This window comes from Devosia sp. 2618, assembly GCF_040546815.1.
Classification (GTDB): domain Bacteria; phylum Pseudomonadota; class Alphaproteobacteria; order Rhizobiales; family Devosiaceae; genus Devosia.
On record NZ_JBEPOO010000001.1, the window covers coordinates 18,888 to 38,378 of the forward strand.

At 58.4% G+C, this 19,491-nt stretch carries 17 protein-coding genes; 13 read left to right on the forward strand and 4 right to left on the reverse strand.

Going from position 1 to position 19,491, the window contains the following annotated elements:
* Positions 1 to 46 precede the first annotated feature (46 nt).
* The 6 genes from ABIE28_RS00100 to ABIE28_RS00125 all read left to right on the forward strand — a co-directional run bounded on the left by ABIE28_RS00100 (position 47) and on the right by ABIE28_RS00125 (position 8,194).
* Positions 47 to 1,147 carry a tripartite tricarboxylate transporter substrate-binding protein gene (locus tag ABIE28_RS00100; RefSeq protein WP_354058997.1) on the forward strand — a complete coding sequence of 367 codons (1,101 nt, stop codon included), beginning with the start codon at positions 47 to 49 and terminating at the stop codon, positions 1,145 to 1,147.
* A gap of 181 nt (positions 1,148 to 1,328) precedes the next feature.
* Complete coding sequence (locus ABIE28_RS00105; protein ID WP_354058999.1) at positions 1,329 to 3,326, forward strand: tripartite tricarboxylate transporter permease; 1,998 nt, start codon at positions 1,329 to 1,331, stop codon at positions 3,324 to 3,326.
* Between the two features lie 82 nt (positions 3,327 to 3,408).
* The gene (locus tag ABIE28_RS00110; protein WP_354059001.1) at positions 3,409 to 4,497 is read left to right on the forward strand and encodes a 4-oxalomesaconate tautomerase; all 1,089 of its coding nucleotides are present in this window, start codon (positions 3,409 to 3,411) and stop codon (positions 4,495 to 4,497) included.
* Positions 4,498 to 4,509: 12 nt separating this feature from the next.
* On the forward strand, positions 4,510 to 5,571 hold the full coding sequence (locus ABIE28_RS00115; protein WP_354059003.1) for an isocitrate/isopropylmalate dehydrogenase family protein: 1,062 nt from the start codon (positions 4,510 to 4,512) through the stop codon (positions 5,569 to 5,571).
* 104 nt (positions 5,572 to 5,675) lie between these two features.
* Positions 5,676 to 6,806: a 2-methylaconitate cis-trans isomerase PrpF family protein gene (locus ABIE28_RS00120; protein WP_354059005.1), complete on the forward strand. Its 1,131-nt coding sequence runs from the start codon at positions 5,676 to 5,678 to the stop codon at positions 6,804 to 6,806.
* Positions 6,803 to 8,194, forward strand: coding sequence for a CoA transferase (locus ABIE28_RS00125; RefSeq protein ID WP_354059007.1), 1,392 nt, complete (start codon positions 6,803 to 6,805; stop codon positions 8,192 to 8,194). Before ABIE28_RS00120 ends, ABIE28_RS00125 begins: the two co-directional genes overlap by 4 nt.
* A 36-nt stretch (positions 8,195 to 8,230) precedes the next feature.
* On the opposite strand, the gene rraA is transcribed toward ABIE28_RS00125, so the two are convergent.
* From rraA to ABIE28_RS00145, 4 genes are all read right to left on the reverse strand, one after another.
* Positions 8,231 to 8,716, reverse strand: a complete 486-nt coding sequence (gene rraA, locus ABIE28_RS00130; protein ID WP_354059009.1) for a ribonuclease E activity regulator RraA — start codon at positions 8,714 to 8,716, stop codon at positions 8,231 to 8,233.
* Between the two features lie 10 nt (positions 8,717 to 8,726).
* Positions 8,727 to 9,704 carry a D-2-hydroxyacid dehydrogenase family protein gene (locus tag ABIE28_RS00135; protein ID WP_354059011.1) on the reverse strand — a complete coding sequence of 326 codons (978 nt, stop codon included), beginning with the start codon at positions 9,702 to 9,704 and terminating at the stop codon, positions 8,727 to 8,729.
* On the reverse strand, positions 9,701 to 10,771 hold the full coding sequence (locus ABIE28_RS00140; protein WP_354059013.1) for an Ldh family oxidoreductase: 1,071 nt from the start codon (positions 10,769 to 10,771) through the stop codon (positions 9,701 to 9,703). The genes ABIE28_RS00135 and ABIE28_RS00140 overlap by 4 nt, the downstream gene beginning before the upstream one ends.
* A 92-nt stretch (positions 10,772 to 10,863) precedes the next feature.
* Positions 10,864 to 11,886 carry an AbrB family transcriptional regulator gene (locus ABIE28_RS00145; protein ID WP_354059015.1) on the reverse strand — a complete coding sequence of 341 codons (1,023 nt, stop codon included), beginning with the start codon at positions 11,884 to 11,886 and terminating at the stop codon, positions 10,864 to 10,866.
* 261 nt (positions 11,887 to 12,147) lie between these two features.
* Between ABIE28_RS00145 and ABIE28_RS00150 the strand changes: the two genes are divergently transcribed.
* The 7 genes from ABIE28_RS00150 to ABIE28_RS00180 all read left to right on the forward strand — a co-directional run bounded on the left by ABIE28_RS00150 (position 12,148) and on the right by ABIE28_RS00180 (position 19,353).
* A complete protein-coding gene (locus tag ABIE28_RS00150; protein ID WP_354059016.1) occupies positions 12,148 to 12,804 on the forward strand; it encodes a GntR family transcriptional regulator in 657 nt (218 codons plus the stop codon).
* Between the two features lie 133 nt (positions 12,805 to 12,937).
* Positions 12,938 to 14,434, forward strand: coding sequence for an FAD-dependent tricarballylate dehydrogenase TcuA (gene tcuA, locus ABIE28_RS00155; protein WP_354059018.1), 1,497 nt, complete (start codon positions 12,938 to 12,940; stop codon positions 14,432 to 14,434).
* Between the two features lie 223 nt (positions 14,435 to 14,657).
* On the forward strand, positions 14,658 to 15,737 hold the full coding sequence (locus ABIE28_RS00160) for an Ldh family oxidoreductase (RefSeq protein WP_354059020.1): 1,080 nt from the start codon (positions 14,658 to 14,660) through the stop codon (positions 15,735 to 15,737).
* A complete protein-coding gene (locus tag ABIE28_RS00165) occupies positions 15,734 to 16,558 on the forward strand; it encodes a hydroxypyruvate isomerase family protein (protein ID WP_354059022.1) in 825 nt (274 codons plus the stop codon). The genes ABIE28_RS00160 and ABIE28_RS00165 overlap by 4 nt, the downstream gene beginning before the upstream one ends.
* Before the next feature lie 17 nt (positions 16,559 to 16,575).
* Complete coding sequence (locus ABIE28_RS00170; RefSeq protein ID WP_354059024.1) at positions 16,576 to 17,961, forward strand: NAD-dependent succinate-semialdehyde dehydrogenase; 1,386 nt, start codon at positions 16,576 to 16,578, stop codon at positions 17,959 to 17,961.
* Between the two features lie 4 nt (positions 17,962 to 17,965).
* On the forward strand, positions 17,966 to 18,370 hold the full coding sequence (locus ABIE28_RS00175) for a cupin domain-containing protein (protein ID WP_354059026.1): 405 nt from the start codon (positions 17,966 to 17,968) through the stop codon (positions 18,368 to 18,370).
* Between the two features lie 101 nt (positions 18,371 to 18,471).
* Entirely contained in the window at positions 18,472 to 19,353 is an 882-nt protein-coding gene (locus ABIE28_RS00180) for a GntR family transcriptional regulator (protein WP_354059028.1), read from the forward strand.
* Positions 19,354 to 19,491 lie beyond the last annotated feature (138 nt).

The window sequence follows — 19,491 nt, forward strand, 5'->3', positions numbered from 1 at the left end:
AGGCGAACACGAAACGGGCACAAGACCCGTTTACGGGAGGATTTTGATGAAGAATGTACTTCGCCTAGTGCGAGGCATGAGCGCAGCTGTCGCCGCGGTTGCGGCTCTGTCGCTAGCGGTTCCTGCAAATGCCCAAGACGTGAACTTCTCGGGCCGGACCGTGGAGTTCTGGATTCCGTTTTCTGAAGGCGGTGGTTCGGACGTGTGGGCGCGCTTCTTTGCGCCTTATCTGTCCAAGCACCTACCCGGGCAGCCCAATGTGATCGTACGTAACGTACCTGGCGGCGGCTCGATCACGGGTACCAATGAATTTGTGGCGCGGGCGCGGCCCGATGGCCTCGCAGTGCTCGGAACCTCTGCTTCCACGCAGTTCCCCTATCTGCTCGGCGACACCCGCGTGCGCTACGAGTACGCCGACCTGGAGCCTGTCCTCGTGTCTCCAACGGGTGGCGTTGTCTATATTCCGTCGCGGTTTGGCGTAAATGATGCCTCTGAGCTTGGTCAGCTGGCCGATCAGGAGTTGGTCTATGGCAGTCAGGGCGCAACGTCGCTCGATCTGGTGCCGCTTCTCGCCTTTGAGGTTCTGGGGCTCAATGTTCGTCATGTCTTTGGTATGACGGGGCGTGGTGATGGACGTCTAGCCTTTGAGCGCGGCGAGGCCTCCATCGATTACCAGACGTCTTCGGCCTATCTCACCAATGTCCTGCCGCTGGTGGAAGCTGGTGACGCTGTTCCCCTTTTCGCCTGGGGCGTTCTAGATGCCGAGGGCAATGTTCAACGCGATCCCACATTCCCTGACATTCCTCACTTCGTCGAAGCCTATGAAATGATGCATGGCAGTGCGCCGTCGGGCGCAGCTTTCGATGCCTATATGTCGTTCTTCGGGTCGGGCTTTGCTGCGCAGAAGCCTGCCATGCTGCCCAAGGGCACACCGCCTGAGATTGTTGCGGCCTATCGTGAAGCCTTCGCTGCCGCGTCCGCTGATCCTGCGCTGCAGGCTGCAGCAGGCGAAATCCTGGGTGACTATCAGCAGGCCGTCGGTGATGACGTTGAGGGGCTCTACAGGGTCGCTACCACCATCGACGCCGATGCCCGCACTTGGGTTCGCTCCTTCCTGAGCGAAAACTATCAGGTCATGCTCGACTAAAACTTTTGGTGCCGCGCCTGTCGTCGGGCGCGGCCCTTGCTCGCTGAACAACCATGAGAGCCGCGCTTTAGTGCGGCGTCCGGTGCGTTCGGTATCCTCCATTCAATCAACAAAACAGATGGCTGCGCCAACTTGATGGGTTTGGCGCGTGCGTCCTCTTGGCCGACACGGGAAGTGATCGATGGTCGTTGATGCTCTATTTGAAGCCTTGGGCAATGTCCTGACGCTCCAACATTTTATGTATCTCATGGTCGGGGTGCTCGTTGGCCTCGTCGTGGGTGTTTTGCCGGGCCTCGGCGGTATTGTGGGCATGTCCCTGCTGCTGCCGTTCGTCTATGGCATGGATCCAACATCGGCCTTGGCCATGCTGATCGGCATGCTGCCTGTGCTTGCCATTGCCGACACCTTCGCCTCGGTTCTAATGGGTATTCCAGGGTCTAGCGCCTCGCAGGCGACCATTCTCGACGGTTTCCCGATGGCCAAGAAGGGCCAGGCGGCGCGGGCGCTCAGTGCGGCGTTTTCGGCCTCGCTGATCGGGGGGCTGTTTGGCGCCGTCGTGCTGACGCTGTGCGTGCTGGCGGCGCGGCCACTCATTCTGTCGTTCGGTGCCGCCGAGCTGTTCATGCTGACGCTGTTTGGCCTGTCGATGGTGGGCGTGCTGTCCGGGCAAAGCCTTGCCAAGGGCGTTGCCGCCTGTGCGGCCGGGCTGGCGCTCGGCTCGGTGGGCGCGGCGCCGGCCACCGGCGAATACCGCATGGATTTCGGCACGCTCTATCTGATGGATGGCGTGCCGCTGGTCGTGGTGGGGCTGGCGCTGTTTGCTATTCCCGAAATCGGCGACCTGCTGCGCAAGAACAGCACCATTGCCGAGAAGAGCTCGGGTCTGGGTACGGGCTGGCGTCAAGGCATCAAGGATACCTGGATTTATCGCTGGCTGACACTGCGCTGCGCCGGGCTTGGCGCGATTCTGGGCATGATTCCGGGCCTTGGCGGCTCGGTTGTCGATTGGATCGCCTATGGCCATGTGGTGCAGACGTCCAAGGATCGCGCCGAATTCGGCAAGGGCGACGTCCGTGGCGTTATAGCCCCTGAATCAACGACCAGCGCGAAGGAAGGCGGCGGACTGGTTCCCACGCTTCTGTTCGGCATTCCCGGCTCCGGGTCGATGGCGATCTTCCTTGCCGGCATGGTGCTGATTGGTCTGCAGCCTGGGCCTGCGATGGTCGGGCAGAACCTTGGCATGACCTACACCATTGTGTGGTCTCTCGCGATTGCCAACGTTCTCGGCACCATCCTGTGCCTGTTCCTTGCCCCAGGCATTGCACGCATCACCACGATCCGCTTCGCGCTGATCGCACCGTTCATGCTGATGGTGATTTCGTTTGCGGCCTTCCAGCCCAGCCGCTCGCTGCTCGACCTCGTCGCGCTGCTGGTGATTGGCGTGTTCGGCATTCTGCTTCGCCGCTTTGGCTGGCCCCGTCCCGCGTTCCTGATCGGTTTTGTTCTGGCAACGCAGGGTGAACGCTATCTCTATCAGGCCGTTCAGTTCTCGGGTTGGAGCTTCTTTGGTCGTCCCATCGTCATCATCATCGCCCTGATCATCATCGTATCGGTGTTCCTGGGTGCCCGGTCCAACAAGAATGGCGGCGCCATCCAGACCGAAGGCGCTGGTGCGGTCACGGAGAACACGCAGATATGGCCGCAGTTGGCCTTCACTGCGCTGCTCGTCGGTTTGTTCCTGTTCACCGGATATGAAGCGTTGGGCCTCTCATTCCTTGCTCAGGTCTTCCCGGCCGGTATCGCGATAATCGGGCTTGGTGCCACGGCCTTTGTGCTCTGGCCTCAGATCCGGGGCAACCGTAGCAGTCGCGAAGTCTTCGACGGCGAGGTTGAGCGCAAACAGACCGATGACGGTCCCGTGGGTCCCCTCAAGTACATCCTCTGGCTTTCAGCATTTGTCGGTCTGATCGCTTTGGTGGGGTATTTCCTGGCGCTGGTTCTGTTCTTCATCGCCTTCTTGAGGATCGTCGGGAAACTCAATTGGTGGCGCACTGCGGCTTTGACAGCTGTCGCTGCGGCGGTGGTTCTGACACTCGCATCCGCGCTGAACATGATCATGCCCGAGGGGCTGCTGCAGGACTATTTCTACCAGTACCTGCCCTGGCCACTGCGTTCCTGACGCCACTGACGTCGACTTCACCCATCTCTCTCAAATACCCACCTGACCCGCGCGTCAGGTGGGTCCTCAAGCGAAGATAGCCATGACCAAGCAAGTTTCCATACCATGCATCCTCATGCGCGGCGGCACCTCCAAGGGCCCCTATTTTGTGACAACTGATTTGCCTGATGACCCGGCAAAGCGCGACCAAGCCCTACTGGCGATCATGGGATCGCCAGATGCTCGACAGATCGACGGCATCGGCGGTGCGGATAGCCTAACGTCCAAGGTGGCGATGGTGTCACCATCATCTCGGGAAGGCGTCGACGTCGACTACCTCTTCGCCCAGGTGTCCGTCACCGAAGCAATTGTCGATACGGCGCCGTCATGCGGCAACATTCTGTCGGGCGTTGGCCCGTTTGCTATCGAGCGCGGTATGGTCCCCGTCACGGGCGCCGAAACCTCCGTCACCATCTTCAACCTCAACACCAACAGCCGCATCGAAGCGATTGTGCAGACCGATGAGGAGGGCGTCGTCTATGACGGTGAGGCCTCCATCGATGGTGTGCCCGGCACAGCTGCGGCCATTCGATTGAACTTTATGGATATTGTCGGCTCCAAGACAGGGAGCCTTTTGCCGACCGGCCATGTAACCGAGCAAATCGACGGCGTTGATGTGACGTTGATCGACGTTGCCGTTCCGATGATGATTTTCCGCGCCGCGGACTTGGGCAAAACGGGATACGAGACGCCTGCCGAACTCGATGCCGATGCAGCATTCTTTGCCCGAATGGAAGCCATGCGAAAGGTCGCTGGAGAGCGGATGGGCCTGGGAAATGTGACGGGCAAGGTGATCCCCAAGGTCGCCATGTTGGCCCAACCGCAAGATCAGGGGCATATCGCGGCCCGCTATTTTGTCCCGCAGAAAACTCATGCTGCGTTTGCGGTGACAGGGGGGCTGTGCGTCGCAACCTGCGCGATGCTGGCTGGTTCGGTCTCGGATGGGTTGGCCGTCCGTCCCGAGGGCGATGATCGCTTGGTGCTCATCGAGCATCCATCCGGACTATTGGATATCGCCCTCAAAACTGCGGGGACTGGCGCCAATAGCCAGGTGATCAGTGGGGGGGCAATTCGCACGGCGCGAAAGCTGATGGAAGGCGACGTTCTCGTGCCGGCAGGACTGCTCGACTAGATGGGGGACACAATGAAACTTCTCGTCCTCAAAGGCGACGGCATCGGTCCCGAGATCATGGGTGCCAGCCTTGCTGTTTTGGAGGCCGTCGGGCGTCGATTTGAGCTGACGTTTGATTGCATCGAGCGCGATGTTGGGCTCGACGCACTCAAGACCCATGGTACCACTCTGCCGGATGACATCCTTCCGCTGGCGCGCACAGTGGACGGCGTTTTGCTCGGCCCGATGTCCAACCTGCAATATCCTCCTAGAGACAAGGGCGGCGTCAACTTCTCGGCTGCGTTTCGTATTGGTCTAGATCTCTATGCCAACATTCGCCCGGCAAAGACGCGTCCTGATCTGCCGCATCGCGGCACGGAGATGGATCTGGTCATCATGCGCGAGAACACCGAGGGGATGTATCCCGATCGGAACATGTTCTCGGGCCCTGGAGAATTCATGCCCGTTGAGGGTGTTGCTATCTCCATGCGCAAGGTAACCGCCTTCGCCATCGAGCGTATCGCGCGGCGATCTTTTGAGCTGGCTCGAAAGCGCCGGAGCAAGGTCACCGCGGTTCACAAGGCCAATGCGTTTCAAGTGACAGATGGGTTGTTTCTCAAGGTCGTCAGAGATGTCGCGGCGGAGTATCCCGATGTGGGGCTCGACGATGTACTTATCGATGCAATGGCTGCCCTGCTCGTGCGGGACGCGACCCGGTACGATGTGATCTGCACAACCAATTTCTATGGCGATACCCTGTCTGACCTTGCTTCCGAACTTTCGGGCAGTTTGGGTCTGGCTGGTTCGCTCAACGCTGGAGATGATTACGCCGTCGCTCAGGCTCAACATGGCTCGGCGCCGGACATTGTGGGCCAAGACAAAGCCAATCCCACCTCGATGATCCTCTCCTCCGCCATGCTGCTCGACTGGTTTGGCCAGCGCCATGGCGAGGCTATCTATCTCGACGCGGCTAAAGCCATTGAGGCAGCGATTGATCGCTCCCTTTCTCATCCTGACACACGAACCTCTGACCTCGGCGGCAGTCTTGGAACCAAAGCATTTGCTGACGCGGTGGTGTCGCAGATCCAGGCCTGATCAATGGCCACGTCTTCAATGTGGAGGGGGGCATGCCGCCTTCGCATTGGGCAGTCTGGTGCTCCGGGCGTAGCGTCCCGGCAGTTGAAGCCAAGGAAAACAAAATGTCTCAAACCTGGATACCAGCCTATTTCTATCGCGGCGGCAGCTCCAAGGGTGTGTTTTTCAAGGCCTCCGATTTGCCATCAGATCGGGATGCCATCGAGAGGATACTCTTGAGTGTCATGGGGAGCCCTGATCCCTATGGACGACAACTCAATGGCATGGGTGGCGGGCTGTCTTCCCTCTCCAAGGCGGTCATATTGTCCCCGTCAGGCCGCGATGACTGCGATGTGGATTATCTCTTTGCGCAGGTCTCGGTTGATCGGGGCATCGTGGAATGGGGCGCCAATTGCGGAAATCTGTCCTCCGCCGTTGGTCCATGCGCGATTGAGATGGCGTTGATCGCCGCTGTAGACGACGAGGCACATGTCCGGATCTACCAGGTCAACACCGACAAGATCATTCATGCCCGGTTTAAGGTGAGGCACGGTGCGCCCGTCACTGCAGGTGATTTCGTCATCGCTGGCGTTGCCGGTAGCGGCGCCAGAATAGCGCTGGATTTCATCCAGCCAGGAGGCACGCGTACTTCCGGTCTGCTGCCGACTGGGCGGGTGGTTGATCTCATCACCATCGCGGACGCTCAGACTTTCAACGTTTCGCTGGTTGATGCCACCAACCCGGTTGTTTTCGTGGACGCAGATGAACTCGGTTTGGTTGGGACTGAGATGCCTGATCAGCTTGAAGGAGACCCGCAAGTCATGGCCAAGCTAGACAGCATCCGACGCGCGGGCGGCGTCTTGATGGGGCTGGCCAAGACCCCAGAAGACGTAGGACTTGCCGCTCCAAAAATTGCGATGGTGTCAGCGCCAAAAGCGTTTGATGCCCTCGATGGCCGGGTGGTGACAGTGGATGCCCAGGACATCTGTGTCAGAATGATTTCGATGCAGCGCGCGCACCGCGCTGTGCCACTGACCACCGCCATGTGCGTCGGCACTGCAAGCAACATCACGGGCACTGTGGTCAATGTTCTTTCGCGAGCATCAGGGGCCGATGTTCGTGTGGGAAATCCTTCCGGCGTCCTGCCTGTTACGGTGGACGTTCACAAGGCTGATCAATGGCACGTGGACCGGACGACAGCCTATCGCACGGCCCGCTGCCTCATGCGCGGGGAAGTCGCGTACCAACAGCCATGAGCGTTCTTGTCGACAATTGCCAGGTGGTGCTCAGCCGCCTATTGGCAGACATGGGTTTCGAGGATGCGCCCTTGGAGCTTTTGGAGATCACAGATGATGGCGTGGCGCTGCCTACACACTGGCCAATCACGGCTAACGCTGTAGCTGTTCTCGCGGCGGTGGGTTTGGCCGCCGCGCGACTTTCACAGCTACGGTTGGGTGTTGCAAATCCAGTCAAGGTCGGCACTCACCATGCTGGTCTGACGATGGCAAATTCGAGTTATCTGCTCGTCGATGGTCGGCCCGCCAAGTTCCGCGATCCATTCACCGGCTTCTATGCCGCTGCCAATGATCGTTGGGTATTTCTGCATGGCAACTTCTCACATCTCCGCGATGGAGTGCTTGCCCTTCTGGGCGTGACATCCGTCGAAGACGTTGCCGCTGCTGTCCGAAAACATGATGCATTTGATCTTGAGGCCAAAGGCGTAGCGGCCGGACTTTGTATCGCTGCCGTGCGGACTAGAAGTGAATGGCAGGCGGAGGCACAATGCGCAGCCCTGTCGTCCTTGCCCCTGATCGAGATGGCGAGAGCAGCTGGTGGGGAGGCGCGTCAGTCGACACCGCGCGATAAACCACTATCGGGTTTACGGATGCTCGATATCTCGCGGGTTATTGCTGGCCCCATGTGTGGCCGTACCTTTGCCGAGTTTGGTGGAGAAACTCTGTTGATCTCGGGTCCGGGCCTGCCTTCAATTGAGTCTCTGGTCATCGATACCGGCTTCGCCAAGCGCTCTGCCAGCCTCGACCTGTCGAAGCATGAGGACCGCAAAAGGTTCGAGGCATTGATCCGGGATGGGGATGTGTTTTTGGATGCGTATCGACCAGGTTCATTGGCCCGCCGGGGATATGGCATTGCAGAACTGACAGCGCTCCGACCCGGCCTCGTTCACGTCGAGCTGGATGCCTTCTCCCGCCTCGGGCCTTGGGCTCATCGCCGTGGCTATGACAGTCTGGTGCAGGCTACAGTGGGCATGTGTTGGGATGGAACCAAAGCGCCCGAGAACCTGCCATGCCAGCCGCTTGATTATCTTACCGGATATCTTTGTGCTCTTGCGGCGATTCTGAGCATCATCCGGCGGATCGAACACGGCGGTAGTTGGAGTTCCCGCCTTTCTCTGGTGCGTACTGCTGAATGGATGTGGCAGACATATGATGGGTTGGGAGCCCAAGAGAGCTTTCCCAACGAGCGTATGCGTATTGAAGATGCCCGAGATGGCGGGTTGCTCCATACCTATGCCACGGACTTTGGCACGGTAGAGGCCCTCCGGTCGGCGTTGCAGCCATCAGAGTGGCGATGGCCAGCTCCACCGCTGCCGCTCGGTGCGGATGCCGCGGTCTGGTTGACGTAGTCTGGACCAGCTCTAGCTGGCCCAGACTACGAATGTTCAGCCGTGCACCGCGGCCGGTGCGACCAAAATCCCATCGCCGTCTGCATACAGGTAGTGGCCATCAACGAAGGTGGCATCGCCGAAGTTGATCGGCTGGGCCAGGGTGCCCATGCCTGTCTTGCTGCTCTTTTTTGGGGACGTGGCTAGAGCGAAGATGGCGAACTCCATATCGCCAATGATTTCAGAATCGCGGATCGAGCCGTTGATGACGATGCCGGCCCAGCCGTTGTCTTTGGCCAGCTGCGCGATCTGATCGCCGACCAGCGCACACCGAGTGGAGCCGCCGCCATCAACCACGAGGACCCGGCCGTCGCCTGCCTGCTCCAAAGTCGAGCGCACCAAGCTGTTGTCCTCGAAACATTTCAATGTTGCGATTGGCCCGTGGAAGCCTTCTTGGCGACCGAACCGCGTCAGCGGGTAGTCGCAAAAGGTCAGGTGCTCATCGTGGGTGTCCACAAGGTCGGCGGTGTTGAGTATCGGCATGTTCATCTCCTCATTTGCCGGCAATTGTTGGGGCAGCCAGCACCCGGACTGGCGCTTGGGCGCGCCACGCCAAGATGTTGTCCACGGTGTCGGCATAGAACTTGGTGTAGGCTTCCTGGGTGACGTAGCCCAAGTGCGGGCTGAGCACGCAATTCGGGGCGTTCCTCAAGGGATGCCCAGTGGGTAGCGGCTCCACATCAAACACATCCAGACCCGCGCGAATTCTGCTTTGGTGCAGAGCAGACAACAGCGCTCCCTCGTCGATCAACGGTCCGCGAGAGGTGTTGATCAGGATCGCCTGAGATTTCATCTGGTTGATTTCTGGACCCGCAACGATATGCCGTGTCCTGTCGGACAGAATCAGGTGCAGCGAAACCACGTCGGCCTCTGCAAAAAGGGTGTGTTTGTCGACCAGCCGAGCGCCATGTTCGGCCGCCCGCTCTGCCGTCAGGTTCTGGCTCCAGGCAATGACATTCATCTCGAACGCTTGGGCAATTCTGGCCATCCGACTGCCCAGCTTGCCAAGACCCACAATTCCAATGGTCTTGCCACCCAGTTTGGTGCCAATTGTTTCCTGCCAGCCACCATGTTGCACTCGCCCGTGCTCCTGGGGGATGAATCGTGCACAAGCGAGGATGAGGCCCCAAGCGATCTCGGGCGTTGCGTGCGCGGAGTCGCCAGCGTAAGTGTGGCAGATCGTAATGCCCTTGCTCGTGGCGTGGTTCAGATCAATCACGCGCACTCGAGCACCGGTGACGCTAACCAACTTGAGATTGGGCAGCCTGTCGATCAGCGCCGCGGGTAATGCCATACGCTCCCGCATCATGCACAACACATCGAATTCGCGCAGCGTATCGGCGGCCTCGTCCTCGGTGCCGAAATTGGTATTGAACACGGTCACGGTGACGTCGTGCCCTAGCTTACCCCAGTCGGCGAGCGTCATTGCGACATTCTGATAGTCGTCCAGAATAGCGATTTTGAGGGTCATATAAGTGTCTCCAGAACCTTCGCTTCAGATAGACCGTTCGCCTTGGCCTGCGTGACCAACATGTCGATATCGCTGATGCTCAGTGGAATGCCATTGAGCCGTCGATCTGCCTCGCGCATCGCCTCGGGCTCGCCGGGCATCAATATGGGCTGCGCTGGATCTACCGGTGTGGACGCCTTGGCCCGGGCAACGAGTTCGGCAATGCGCAGGGCGTAGTCATTGCCAACGAAAACGCCTGGCTTTAGCGCAATCATTGTGTGCCCCACGTCTGGCTCGCCCTCAAAACTGTCGTATTGATTGCGCACCTGACCGCCGAAGGCTGCGCCGGTCATGACACCAGCGATAATTTCCATCATCAGCGAAAGGCCAGAGCCTTTTGGGCCTCCTAGCGGGAGAATGGTGCCGTCGTAACCTGCCTGTGCGTCCGTCGTAGGGTTGCCGTCAGCATCGAGCGCCCAACCTTGGGGAATCGGCTCGCCTTTGGCCGCTGCAACGCGAATTTTTCCGCGCGCTACGACCGAGGTAGCCATATCCAGCACGATGGGTGGATTGCCGGGCGCGCCAAATGCGAAGGGGCTAGTTCCCAAGAACGGTTCTCGTCCGCCCCACACTGGCATTGTAGCTGACGCATTGGTCAGCACCAAGGCAACGTAACCGGCGTCAATCGCCTGCAAGAGATAGCAAGCGGCCATCCCAAAGTGATTGGAGCGTTTGACCCCAACCATGCCAATGCCAAACTGATCTGCCCGTGCAATTGCCTGGTCCATCGCTCGTGTCGCAGCGATGAAACCAAAGCCATTGTCACCATCTAGAAGTGCGCAGACAGCACTCGGCTCGGAGAGCTCTAGCTCGGAGGCGGCATTGATGAGCCCTCGTTTGAGACGCTCAAGATAGATGGGTAGCCGGGAAATCCCGTGCGTTCCCACACCACGCAAGTCTGCTCGTATAAGACAGCGCGCAATGATATTTGCGTCCGCTTCTGCCAATCCGTGCCGCGCGAAAAGACTAGCCGTTAGCTTTTCCAGACGTTCGTGATCGGCGCGGCGCAGTTCTGCCGCAGGGGTCATGGGCTCCTCCTCAATTTGTGTCGGTCAAAGCGTCCTGCAGCGTCGTATGCGCTGCGTTGAAGCGGCGACTTGTTCGCCTTGTCATCGAGACGCTAGTTCGTGGTCGGTCCTTTCGTCGGTTTTGCGTCTGCCCAAAGCGGGATCAGGATGGGGAGCAGCACCAGCACCAGCACGACCCGGAACAGGTGGTGCAGGCTGACAAATGCGGGGTCGAGTTCCAGTGCGATGGCGATCAGGCTCATTTCAGGCAGCCCGCCGGGCACCAAGGCAATGAGGCCTGAGGAAAAGGGAACCTGAAGCCAGGTTTGGAACCCCAAGGCAAACAGCACAGCGATAATCAGATTGATCAGAGTAATGCCACCGCCGATGGCCAGCCCGGCCGCTATCTGTCGCAGGCTAACATTGGCGAAAAACTGCGCGACCGAGGTCCCGATCACGATCTGTGCGAAAATCAGTGCCAGTTGCGGCGGATTAGCCTGGGTCAGACCGAAGTAGTGAACGATAGCTGATAGCAGCAAGGGGCCAGTGAGAGGCGCTGCCGGAAGGCCAATTCTTCTGCCGCCAACCACACCAATGGCAAGGCAGGCTGCTAGTATGGCCATATCCAGAGGAGACAGGTCAAAAGTGAAGTCAATGGTGCGATTGGGTGGAGACGCCCCGAGGGAACCATTGGCCGCCCAAACGATAAAAAGCGGCACGGCGACGACGATGACTGCAACGCGCATGCCATGGACGAGAGAAAGCCAGCGGACGTCAGCCCCGTAACTCGGGCCAAGGACAAGTATCTCGGACAGCCCGCCCGGCGCTGCCGAAAACGCAGCTGTGGTTCGATCAAGCTTCCCGAGCTTGAGACAAACAAACAGTCCCAGGGCCGTGGTGATCGCGCAGTATACCGCTACGCCGGCCAGGGAAAAAATCCAGTTGCCGGCCTGATTGACGGTCTCGGGGACGAAGGCCCCGCCGGCCACCAGGCCAATCACTCCGATCATGACCGAGCGAAGTGGCCACGAGATCGGAACTCGTATTCCCGCCATTGCACAGGGGATGGTTGCCACCATTGCTCCGACCAACCAACCAAGTGGAAAATCGAGCAGGTAGCCGATCAGTCCGCCCAAGGCGCCGATCATTAGGGTCCGTAGATAGAATAGCGGTTTTGCCATGACCCCTGAGTGCTGTGGCCCGGCGCGCCGGCGGCCAAGTTCGGTTGAAGGCTTCTCATTGCCTAACAGCCTTAGATCATTTGACCATTGCCCACTGGGCACCTGCCCATCGCGAGACCGGATGGAGCAGCTTGATAGAAGTGTGCGCGGAAAGAGACAGAACTGCCCAAGTTGTGTACATCTGCATGCGAGAAGGACCCCTAAGCGAGTATCACTATGGCGGGCAGCGACACCGTGCAGTCCACGCGCGGACAAAGCACATATCGAGCGATCCTCGCCGCCATTCGGGAGGGTGTTTACAAGCCGGGAGACCGGTTGCGGGAGGAAGAGGTTGCCCAGCGGCTTGAAGTCAGCCGAACACCGGTGCGTGAAGCATTCGGGCGCTTGCAGGAGAAGGGACTTCTTGAGCCCGCGTCCGGAAGAGGGTTGGCCGTCGCGGTTCTTAGTATGCAAGAGATTTTCGAGCTGTACGCCCTACGTCAGGAGCTTGAAGGGTTGATTGCTCGCTTTGCCGCCCAACATGCCACAGACATTGAGGTTGCCCACCTTGAGCGGATCAATGCCGAGTTTGCTGTGGCGGACACGGCCATTGCCGCTGCGAAACTGAACCGAGCCTTTCATGCACGGCTCTATGATTGTGCTCGAAATCGCTATCTGCGCACCGCAGTCGAGGACTTGCAGGAAACCATATCGCTGCTGCCCAACACCACGTTCATGCAACGCGGTCGAACACGTTTGGCTGCGGCGGAGCATGCCGCCATCATAGACGCGATCAAGGAACGCGATGCTGAGCGGGCAGGGCGCGCCGGGCTCACTCACATTCAGCAGGCGTTGCAGGCTCGCTTGGCATTGACCGAGTCAGACGGGGCCTAATTCTCTTCCATCAACACGATTGAAATGCGCTGAGGCGCTTCGGATTAATGTCGCCAAATCCAAGCGGCAAGCCTCGGTTGACCTTTCTGCGCTCAATTGTATACAATAGGATGCAATTAACTGGAGGGTTAGCATGAGCTACGATGTGATCGTTGTTGGGTCGGGAAACGCGGCGCTTTGCGCGGGTATTGCGGCCTGCGAGCAGGGCAAGCGGGTACTGATGATCGAGAAGGCTATGCCGGATATGGCCGGTGGCAATTCAAAGTACACGGCGGGGGCGATGCGATTTGCCTATGATGGTGCCGAAGACCTGTTGCCCTTGCTTGAGGATGCCAACGATCCCCGCCTCTCACAGACAGATTTTGGCCGCTACACGCAGCAGAGCTTTACCGATGACCTGCTCAAATTCAATGATGGCCGCCCGCTCAGCCCCGAACAATCTGCATTGGTGGAGGAGGGCTATTCCGTTGTCCGATGGCTTGCTTCGCACGAGGTTAAGTTTGAGCCGATTTACTCCCGTCAGTCCTTCGAAAAGAATGGCCGCCACGTGTTTTGGGGCGGGCTGACCCTGGCGGCACAAAATGAAGGTGTTGGCCTCGTCGATATGGAACTCGCAGCATTCCAGAAGCTGGGCGGTGAAATCCGCTACGATTGTGAGGCCGTTGATCTGCAAGTCGCTGATGGCGTCGTCTGCGGTGTCCATGTTCGCAACGCTTTGGGGCAGGTGGACCTGATCGAAGGTCGCAGCGTGGTGCTGGCGTGTGGTGGTTTCGAGGCTAACGAGAGCATGCGCGCCGAACTGATGGGCGGGCATTGGGCCAAAGCAAAGGTCCGCGGTACGCCACATAATACCGGTCGTGGACTGGAAATGGCATTCAAGCTTGGTGGGCAACGCTACGGCATCTACTCTGGCTGCCACGCAACCCCGATGGACCTGATGATGCCGGAGTACGGCAACCTTGAGATCCCGCACGGTGAGCGGAAGAACTACCGAAAAATCTGCTACTTCCTCGGCATCATGCTGAACGCCAGAGGCGATCGTTTTGTCGATGAGGGCAAGGATTTCCGCAACTACACCTATGCGCAGTTCGGCAAGGCGGTGCTTGAGCAGCCAGGACATTTTGCATGGCAGATCTTTGATAGCAGTGTCGATCATCTGCTTTATGGTGAATACCGCTTCGAAGACGCGCATTTTGTCGAAGCCGACACACTTGAGGCGTTGGTCGAGAAGCTCGATGGCATTGACGACAAGCATCACGCTCTTGCGACCATTCAGAACTACAACGTGTCGGTCGACGAACACACCGTCTTTGATCCAACGATCAAGGATGGCAAGGCTACGCGCGGTCTTGAACTGCCTAAGTCAAACTGGGCACAGCGGATCGAGAAGGGGCCTTTCAAAGCCTATCCTGTGACCGGAGGCATTACCTTCACCTACGGCGGCTTGAAAGTTGATGGTATTGGTCGGGTCTTGCGCGAAGATGAGAGCCCGATTGAAGGACTGTTTGCCTGTGGCGAGCTGGTCGGTGGTGTTTTCTACAACGGCTATCCAGGTGGCTCCGGTCTGACCTCTGGTGCCGTCTTTGGTCGACGTGCGGGTTTGGGCGCCACCGGCGTTTCCGAGCCCTGATCTACCCTAAGCTTGGTGGCGAATTCTCTGGCAGGGGCGTTTCACCGAACGCCCCTGCCAGCTCATCCCAGTCTCTGCTTCTCGTTAAAGTCTGGAGGTCAAGAGCGCGCTTCATCGCCGAAGTCGTCCGGCTGGCCGTAAATCTGCTTTATTGTCTTATAGAATCATGTAAGACAAAATGTGCGGGCTGGAACATGGGTGACTAGGCTGCATTGGAGGCGATATGGAAACGGGGAAATACTACGCCGCAGGCGAGTTGATCGCCTTCGGCGCTGCAATTTTCATGGCAACCGGAATGTCCGCTGCTCACGCTGCGCCAATCGCCAATGGGCTCGTCAAAGCCAATTTGAGGGGAATAGATTCGCATGGCGTTTCGCGCATCCCCATGTACGTCGAGCGACTGCAGAAGGGGCTGGTGAATGCCCGGCCGGACGTGAAGGTGGTCGAGGTCTCCGGTGCGGTTTCGTCCGTCGATGGTGACAACGGGATGGGCTTCGTCGCCTCGCAGATTGCAATGGGGGAGGCCGTTCGTCTTGCTGCCAAAAATGGCATTGGTCTTGTTGGCGTGCATCGCTCGACGCACTTTGGCATGGGAGCGCTATACGCTCTTCAGGCGATCGAGGCGGGATATGTCTCGATGGTATTTACAAACTCCTCCCCGGCGATCCCTATGTGGGGCGGAAGAACGGTCTTTCTTGGTGCCAGCCCGATCGCAGCGGGTATTCCTGGGGGCAAATACGCACCCTATGTAATGGACATGGCGATGACCGTCATCGCTCGCGGCAAAATACGCCTTGCCGCCATGCGTGGTGAACCAATACCCGCCGGATTGGCGCTTGATAGTGACGGCAATCCAACCACCGACGCGGCAAAGGCGTTTGAGGGAGTGTGCCTGCCATTCGGTGGCGTCAAAGGGTCGGTGCTCGGGACGCTGATGGATCTGATGTCCGGCGTATTGACCGGCGCCGGTTTTGGCGGCGACGTAAAGAGCCTTTATTTTGATCACACGCAGGCCCAGAACGTTGGGCATCTGTTTTTCGCGATCAAGCCGGATCTGTTTATGAGCCTGACCGACTTCAATGGTCGGATGGATACCTTCTATGAGCGTATGAAGGCCTTGCCGCGCGCCGCAGGGGTTGATGAGATCATGTTGCCGGGGGAGCCTGAGCAGCGGCGAGAAGAGGAGCGCCTTAGACAGGGTATCCCCATCACCGACAATGTCGTCGCTGATCTGGCCTCAGAGGGAAACCGCCTAGGCGTTGCGTTTCCCGCGGGGCGCGACAAACGGCTGGATGCCGCATGACGACACGGTTGCCCTTCGGCCTTTCGGCTCACCTCGGCTATCTTTTTCTTGAGTTGCCACTGCGGGATCGCATTCGGGCAGCCAGGAGCGTCGGTTTCGACGCCGTGGAGCATCCTCATCCGTTTGCCATACCGGCGTCGGAGATGATGCGTTTTCTGACAGATAACGGCCTCTATTTCGCACAAATGGCTGGCGGCGTTGGCGACCCTTCCAAAGGAGAAAAAGGTCTAGCCGCCCTTCCTGGGCGCGAACGTGATTTTGTCGCAAGCTTCGAGCGCTCGGTGGACTATGCCGAGGCGATCGGGTGTTCGCTCATACACCCCATGGCGGGAATCCCTCCTTCGAGCGCTTCCCCAGAGTCGGTGGCAGAAACCTATCATGCCAATATCGATGCAGCGCTTGCCATGCTGACCAACAGGCCCTTGGGCTTGTTGATTGAGCCGATCAGCCATGCCGCAGTGCCCGGCTACTACATGCACGGTCTTGCGCAAGCGATCGCACTCTCTCGCCGTTTTCCTGACGGGCAGATTCTGCTGATGCTCGACACTTTTCACGCCTGTGCCAACCAGGATGATGTCGGCGCCTTTGTTGCCAGCAATGTTGACCGCATCGGCCACGTTCACATTGCCGATCACCCGGGCCGACATGAACCCGGGAGCGGCGACTTTGCTTTTGAAGCATTTGTCGCCCAGCTCAAACAGAGCGGGTATTCCGGACTTCTTGGGTTTGAATACACACCAAGAGACACTACCGCCCCAGGGCTCCATTGGGTTCCTGCTTGGCGGAAGCACGCAGACCGAGCCGATTTCCACCCACGCTGAATGAGACAGGACTTTCCATGATCGCTTCCGTCAATCCCACCACCGGCGCCCAAATACGCAGCTATGAGTTGCACGGTGCTGATGAGGTCGACGCCGCCCTGTCGGCGGCCGTTGCTGCACAACAGATATGGCGGGCCGAGCCAATTTCTGAACGCGTCAAGTTACTCACGGAAATCGCCAAAACATTGCGTGCAGGTAAGACAGAATACGCAGCTCTCATCACCGAAGAGATGGGCAAGCCTATCGTTGAGGCCGAAGCGGAAATTGAGAAGTGTGCCGTAACATGTGATTTCTATGCGGAAGCCGCTCCCCGTTTTCTTGCCGATGAAAACGTCGCATCAAATGCAACCGAGAGCGCTATCATCTTCGATCCCCTTGGGGTCGTGCTTGCCATAATGCCCTGGAACTACCCGTTTTGGCAGTTCTTTCGCTTCGCCGCGCCGGCATTTGCGGCTGGCAATGGCGCAATTCTCAAGCATGCTAACAATGTTCCTGGCGCCGCGCTCGCTGTTGAAGAGATCATGCGCAAGGCCGGCTGCCCCGAAGGTCTGTTCAAGACCGTGTTGGTGGAGGCCTCCGAGGTTGCCAGCCTAATTGCCGACGATCGTATCGCTGCGGTCACGCTAACGGGGTCTACGCAGGTCGGCGCCCTTGTTGCGTCGCAGGCTGGCAAAGCTTTGAAAAAGCAGGTTCTCGAACTGGGAGGATCTGACCCGTTCATCGTTCTGGCCGATGCTGATCTGGAAGCTGCCGCACAGGTGGCGGTCAAGGCGCGGTACATCAACGTTGGGCAAAGCTGCGTCAACGCCAAGCGTTTTATCGTCGTTGACAGCGTCGCGGACGCGTTTGTCGAGAAGTTCGTTGCCAACGTAAGAAAGCTGGTCGTGGGTGATCCGACTGAGCGTGATACCGATATAGGTCCAATGGCCCGCGCCAATCTCCGTGATGATCTCCATCGCCAGGTCGAGCATTCGGTCAGGCAGGGGGCTAGGCTCCTGGTGGGCGGGTTTCCCCTAGACGGCGATGGATTTTTTTACCCACCGACCGTGTTAGACTTGGTGCAGCCCGAGCATGCGGTGTTCTGCGAAGAAACCTTTGGGCCGGTCGCGGCGATTGTCCGGGTGGGCTCCGACGACGAGGCCATTTTGCTGGCTAATCAGACGGAGTTTGGTCTCGGTGCAGCGCTCTGGACGCAAGACATAGGGAAGGCCCGCAGGCTCGCGCGAAGAATCGATGCGGGTGCCGTGTTTGTCAATGGAATGGTTGCGTCGGATGCCCGACTTCCGTTTGGCGGGATCAAGCGCTCGGGCTATGGCCGAGAACTTGGCAGTTACGGCATCAAGGAATTTGTGAATATCAAGACGGTGTGGATTGGTCCTGCGGTCGCAGAGAAACGGGGGTAGCAAGATGGCTCTGCAGGCGACGGTTCTTCGGCTCGCAACGATGCAAACCAACGAGCGCGGCGGCGGCGCCCGCACCACGCCTCTCGTTACGCGGGCTTGTGGAGCGACCAGCATGATCAACGGCATAACAGCTTTCGATGGAGGCGCTTCGATTGGCCTTCATCACCACAATTGCGAAGAGAGCGTAATGGTCCTTGAGGGGCATGCGATTGCCGAGATTGATGGTGTTCGCCACGAGTTGGGCCCAAATGACACCACGTGGATTCCCGCCAATGTTCCTCACCGCTTCCTAAATGCCTCGTCGGCCGAGCCAATGCGCATATTCTGGACTTACGCCTCAGTAGACGCGACACGCACGATGGATGCGACGGGAGAAACGCGCACGATTGATGCTGAACACGCAAAGTAGGCCAATGCCGAAATTGAACAGAGCTTGATGGTGCTTGTCGCGTAACCCCTGAGGGGTCGCAAAGACCGCGAAAGCGGTCCAGCTTGGAGATTGTATCGATCATGCCGAACGAACTACACAGACAGCTCGCCGCGCGAATACTGCTGCATATTCGTTCGAATGGTATCGCGGAAGGCGAGCACATCACGGAGAGCGCTCTGCAGGATTTTCTGGGCACCTCTCGTGCCCCTATTCGCGGAGCCCTGACGCATCTTGCTGACACCGGTGTGCTAAGAAGTGAACGCAATCGGGGCTATTTCGTGAATGACCCGACAGCGACTGAGCACTCCGCACCGGAGGAAACTGGTGACGATCGAGCACTCTATTTTCGCATCGCTGACGACAGGCTGACTGGCGTGCTCACGCAAACTGTCAGCGAGAACGACCTTATGCGCCGATACGGCGCTACGCGCTCGGTTTTGAAGCGGGCGCTGGTCAGGATAGCGCACGAAGGGTGGATAGAGCGCCGAGAAGGTCGGGGTTGGTCGTTCACTTCGCTCATCGACTCTGTTGAAGCCTACCGTGAAAGCTACGAACTACGGAGGATGATAGAGCCTGCAGGTCTGGTGTCAGCCACATTTAAGAGCAACTCTGATCTGCTCGGTCGCCTCCGCCGTCAGCAGGAGATGGTTCGTGATGGTGGCTGGCAATCCCTTTCGCAGTTGGAACTGTTTGATACCAATTCGGCCTTTCACGAAGGGCTCGCTCAAATGTCAAATAATCGCTTCCTGTTTGGCGTTGTCGCCCAACAGAACCAGCTAAGGCGCCTGGTAGAGTATCGCCAAATTCTCAATCGCGAACAGGTTCAAGGGCAGAACCGCGAGCATATTGAGATACTTGACCTTCTTGATCAACACGATGTTGATGCAGCGTCTGCCCTTCTTTCAAAGCACTTGGATACAGCGAAGAACCGCAAAGCCCGAGCGGGAATTTTTGATGACTAGAGGGACCACCACTTTGGATTGACAGGGTGAAGGCGGTATTGAGCAACGCATCACTCCGGATCGATGAGCATATCAGAAAGTAGATACCTTGCCTGTCGGTCTTCCCTTGAAGCGGCGCACCCTCCAACGGATTGTTTC

Bases quoted from the DNA above. Each gene is read 5' to 3' on its own strand.
- ABIE28_RS00115 (WP_354059003.1), top strand. From the start codon at position 4,510: ATGAAACTTCTCGTCCTCAAAGGCGACGGCATCGGTCCCGAGATCATG.
- ABIE28_RS00140 (WP_354059013.1), bottom strand. From the start codon at position 10,771: ATGACCCCTGCGGCAGAACTGCGCCGCGCCGATCACGAACGTCTGGAA.
- ABIE28_RS00160 (WP_354059020.1), top strand. From the start codon at position 14,658: ATGGAAACGGGGAAATACTACGCCGCAGGCGAGTTGATCGCCTTCGGC.
- ABIE28_RS00125 (WP_354059007.1), top strand. From the start codon at position 6,803: ATGAGCGTTCTTGTCGACAATTGCCAGGTGGTGCTCAGCCGCCTATTG.
- ABIE28_RS00120 (WP_354059005.1), top strand. From the start codon at position 5,676: ATGTCTCAAACCTGGATACCAGCCTATTTCTATCGCGGCGGCAGCTCC.
- ABIE28_RS00135 (WP_354059011.1), bottom strand. From the start codon at position 9,704: ATGACCCTCAAAATCGCTATTCTGGACGACTATCAGAATGTCGCAATG.
- ABIE28_RS00165 (WP_354059022.1), top strand. From the start codon at position 15,734: ATGACGACACGGTTGCCCTTCGGCCTTTCGGCTCACCTCGGCTATCTT.
- rraA (WP_354059009.1), bottom strand. From the start codon at position 8,716: ATGCCGATACTCAACACCGCCGACCTTGTGGACACCCACGATGAGCAC.
- ABIE28_RS00150 (WP_354059016.1), top strand. From the start codon at position 12,148: ATGGCGGGCAGCGACACCGTGCAGTCCACGCGCGGACAAAGCACATAT.
- ABIE28_RS00105 (WP_354058999.1), top strand. From the start codon at position 1,329: ATGGTCGTTGATGCTCTATTTGAAGCCTTGGGCAATGTCCTGACGCTC.
- ABIE28_RS00170 (WP_354059024.1), top strand. From the start codon at position 16,576: ATGATCGCTTCCGTCAATCCCACCACCGGCGCCCAAATACGCAGCTAT.
- tcuA (WP_354059018.1), top strand. From the start codon at position 12,938: ATGAGCTACGATGTGATCGTTGTTGGGTCGGGAAACGCGGCGCTTTGC.
- ABIE28_RS00180 (WP_354059028.1), top strand. From the start codon at position 18,472: ATGCCGAACGAACTACACAGACAGCTCGCCGCGCGAATACTGCTGCAT.
- ABIE28_RS00175 (WP_354059026.1), top strand. From the start codon at position 17,966: ATGGCTCTGCAGGCGACGGTTCTTCGGCTCGCAACGATGCAAACCAAC.
- ABIE28_RS00110 (WP_354059001.1), top strand. From the start codon at position 3,409: ATGACCAAGCAAGTTTCCATACCATGCATCCTCATGCGCGGCGGCACC.
- ABIE28_RS00100 (WP_354058997.1), top strand. From the start codon at position 47: ATGAAGAATGTACTTCGCCTAGTGCGAGGCATGAGCGCAGCTGTCGCC.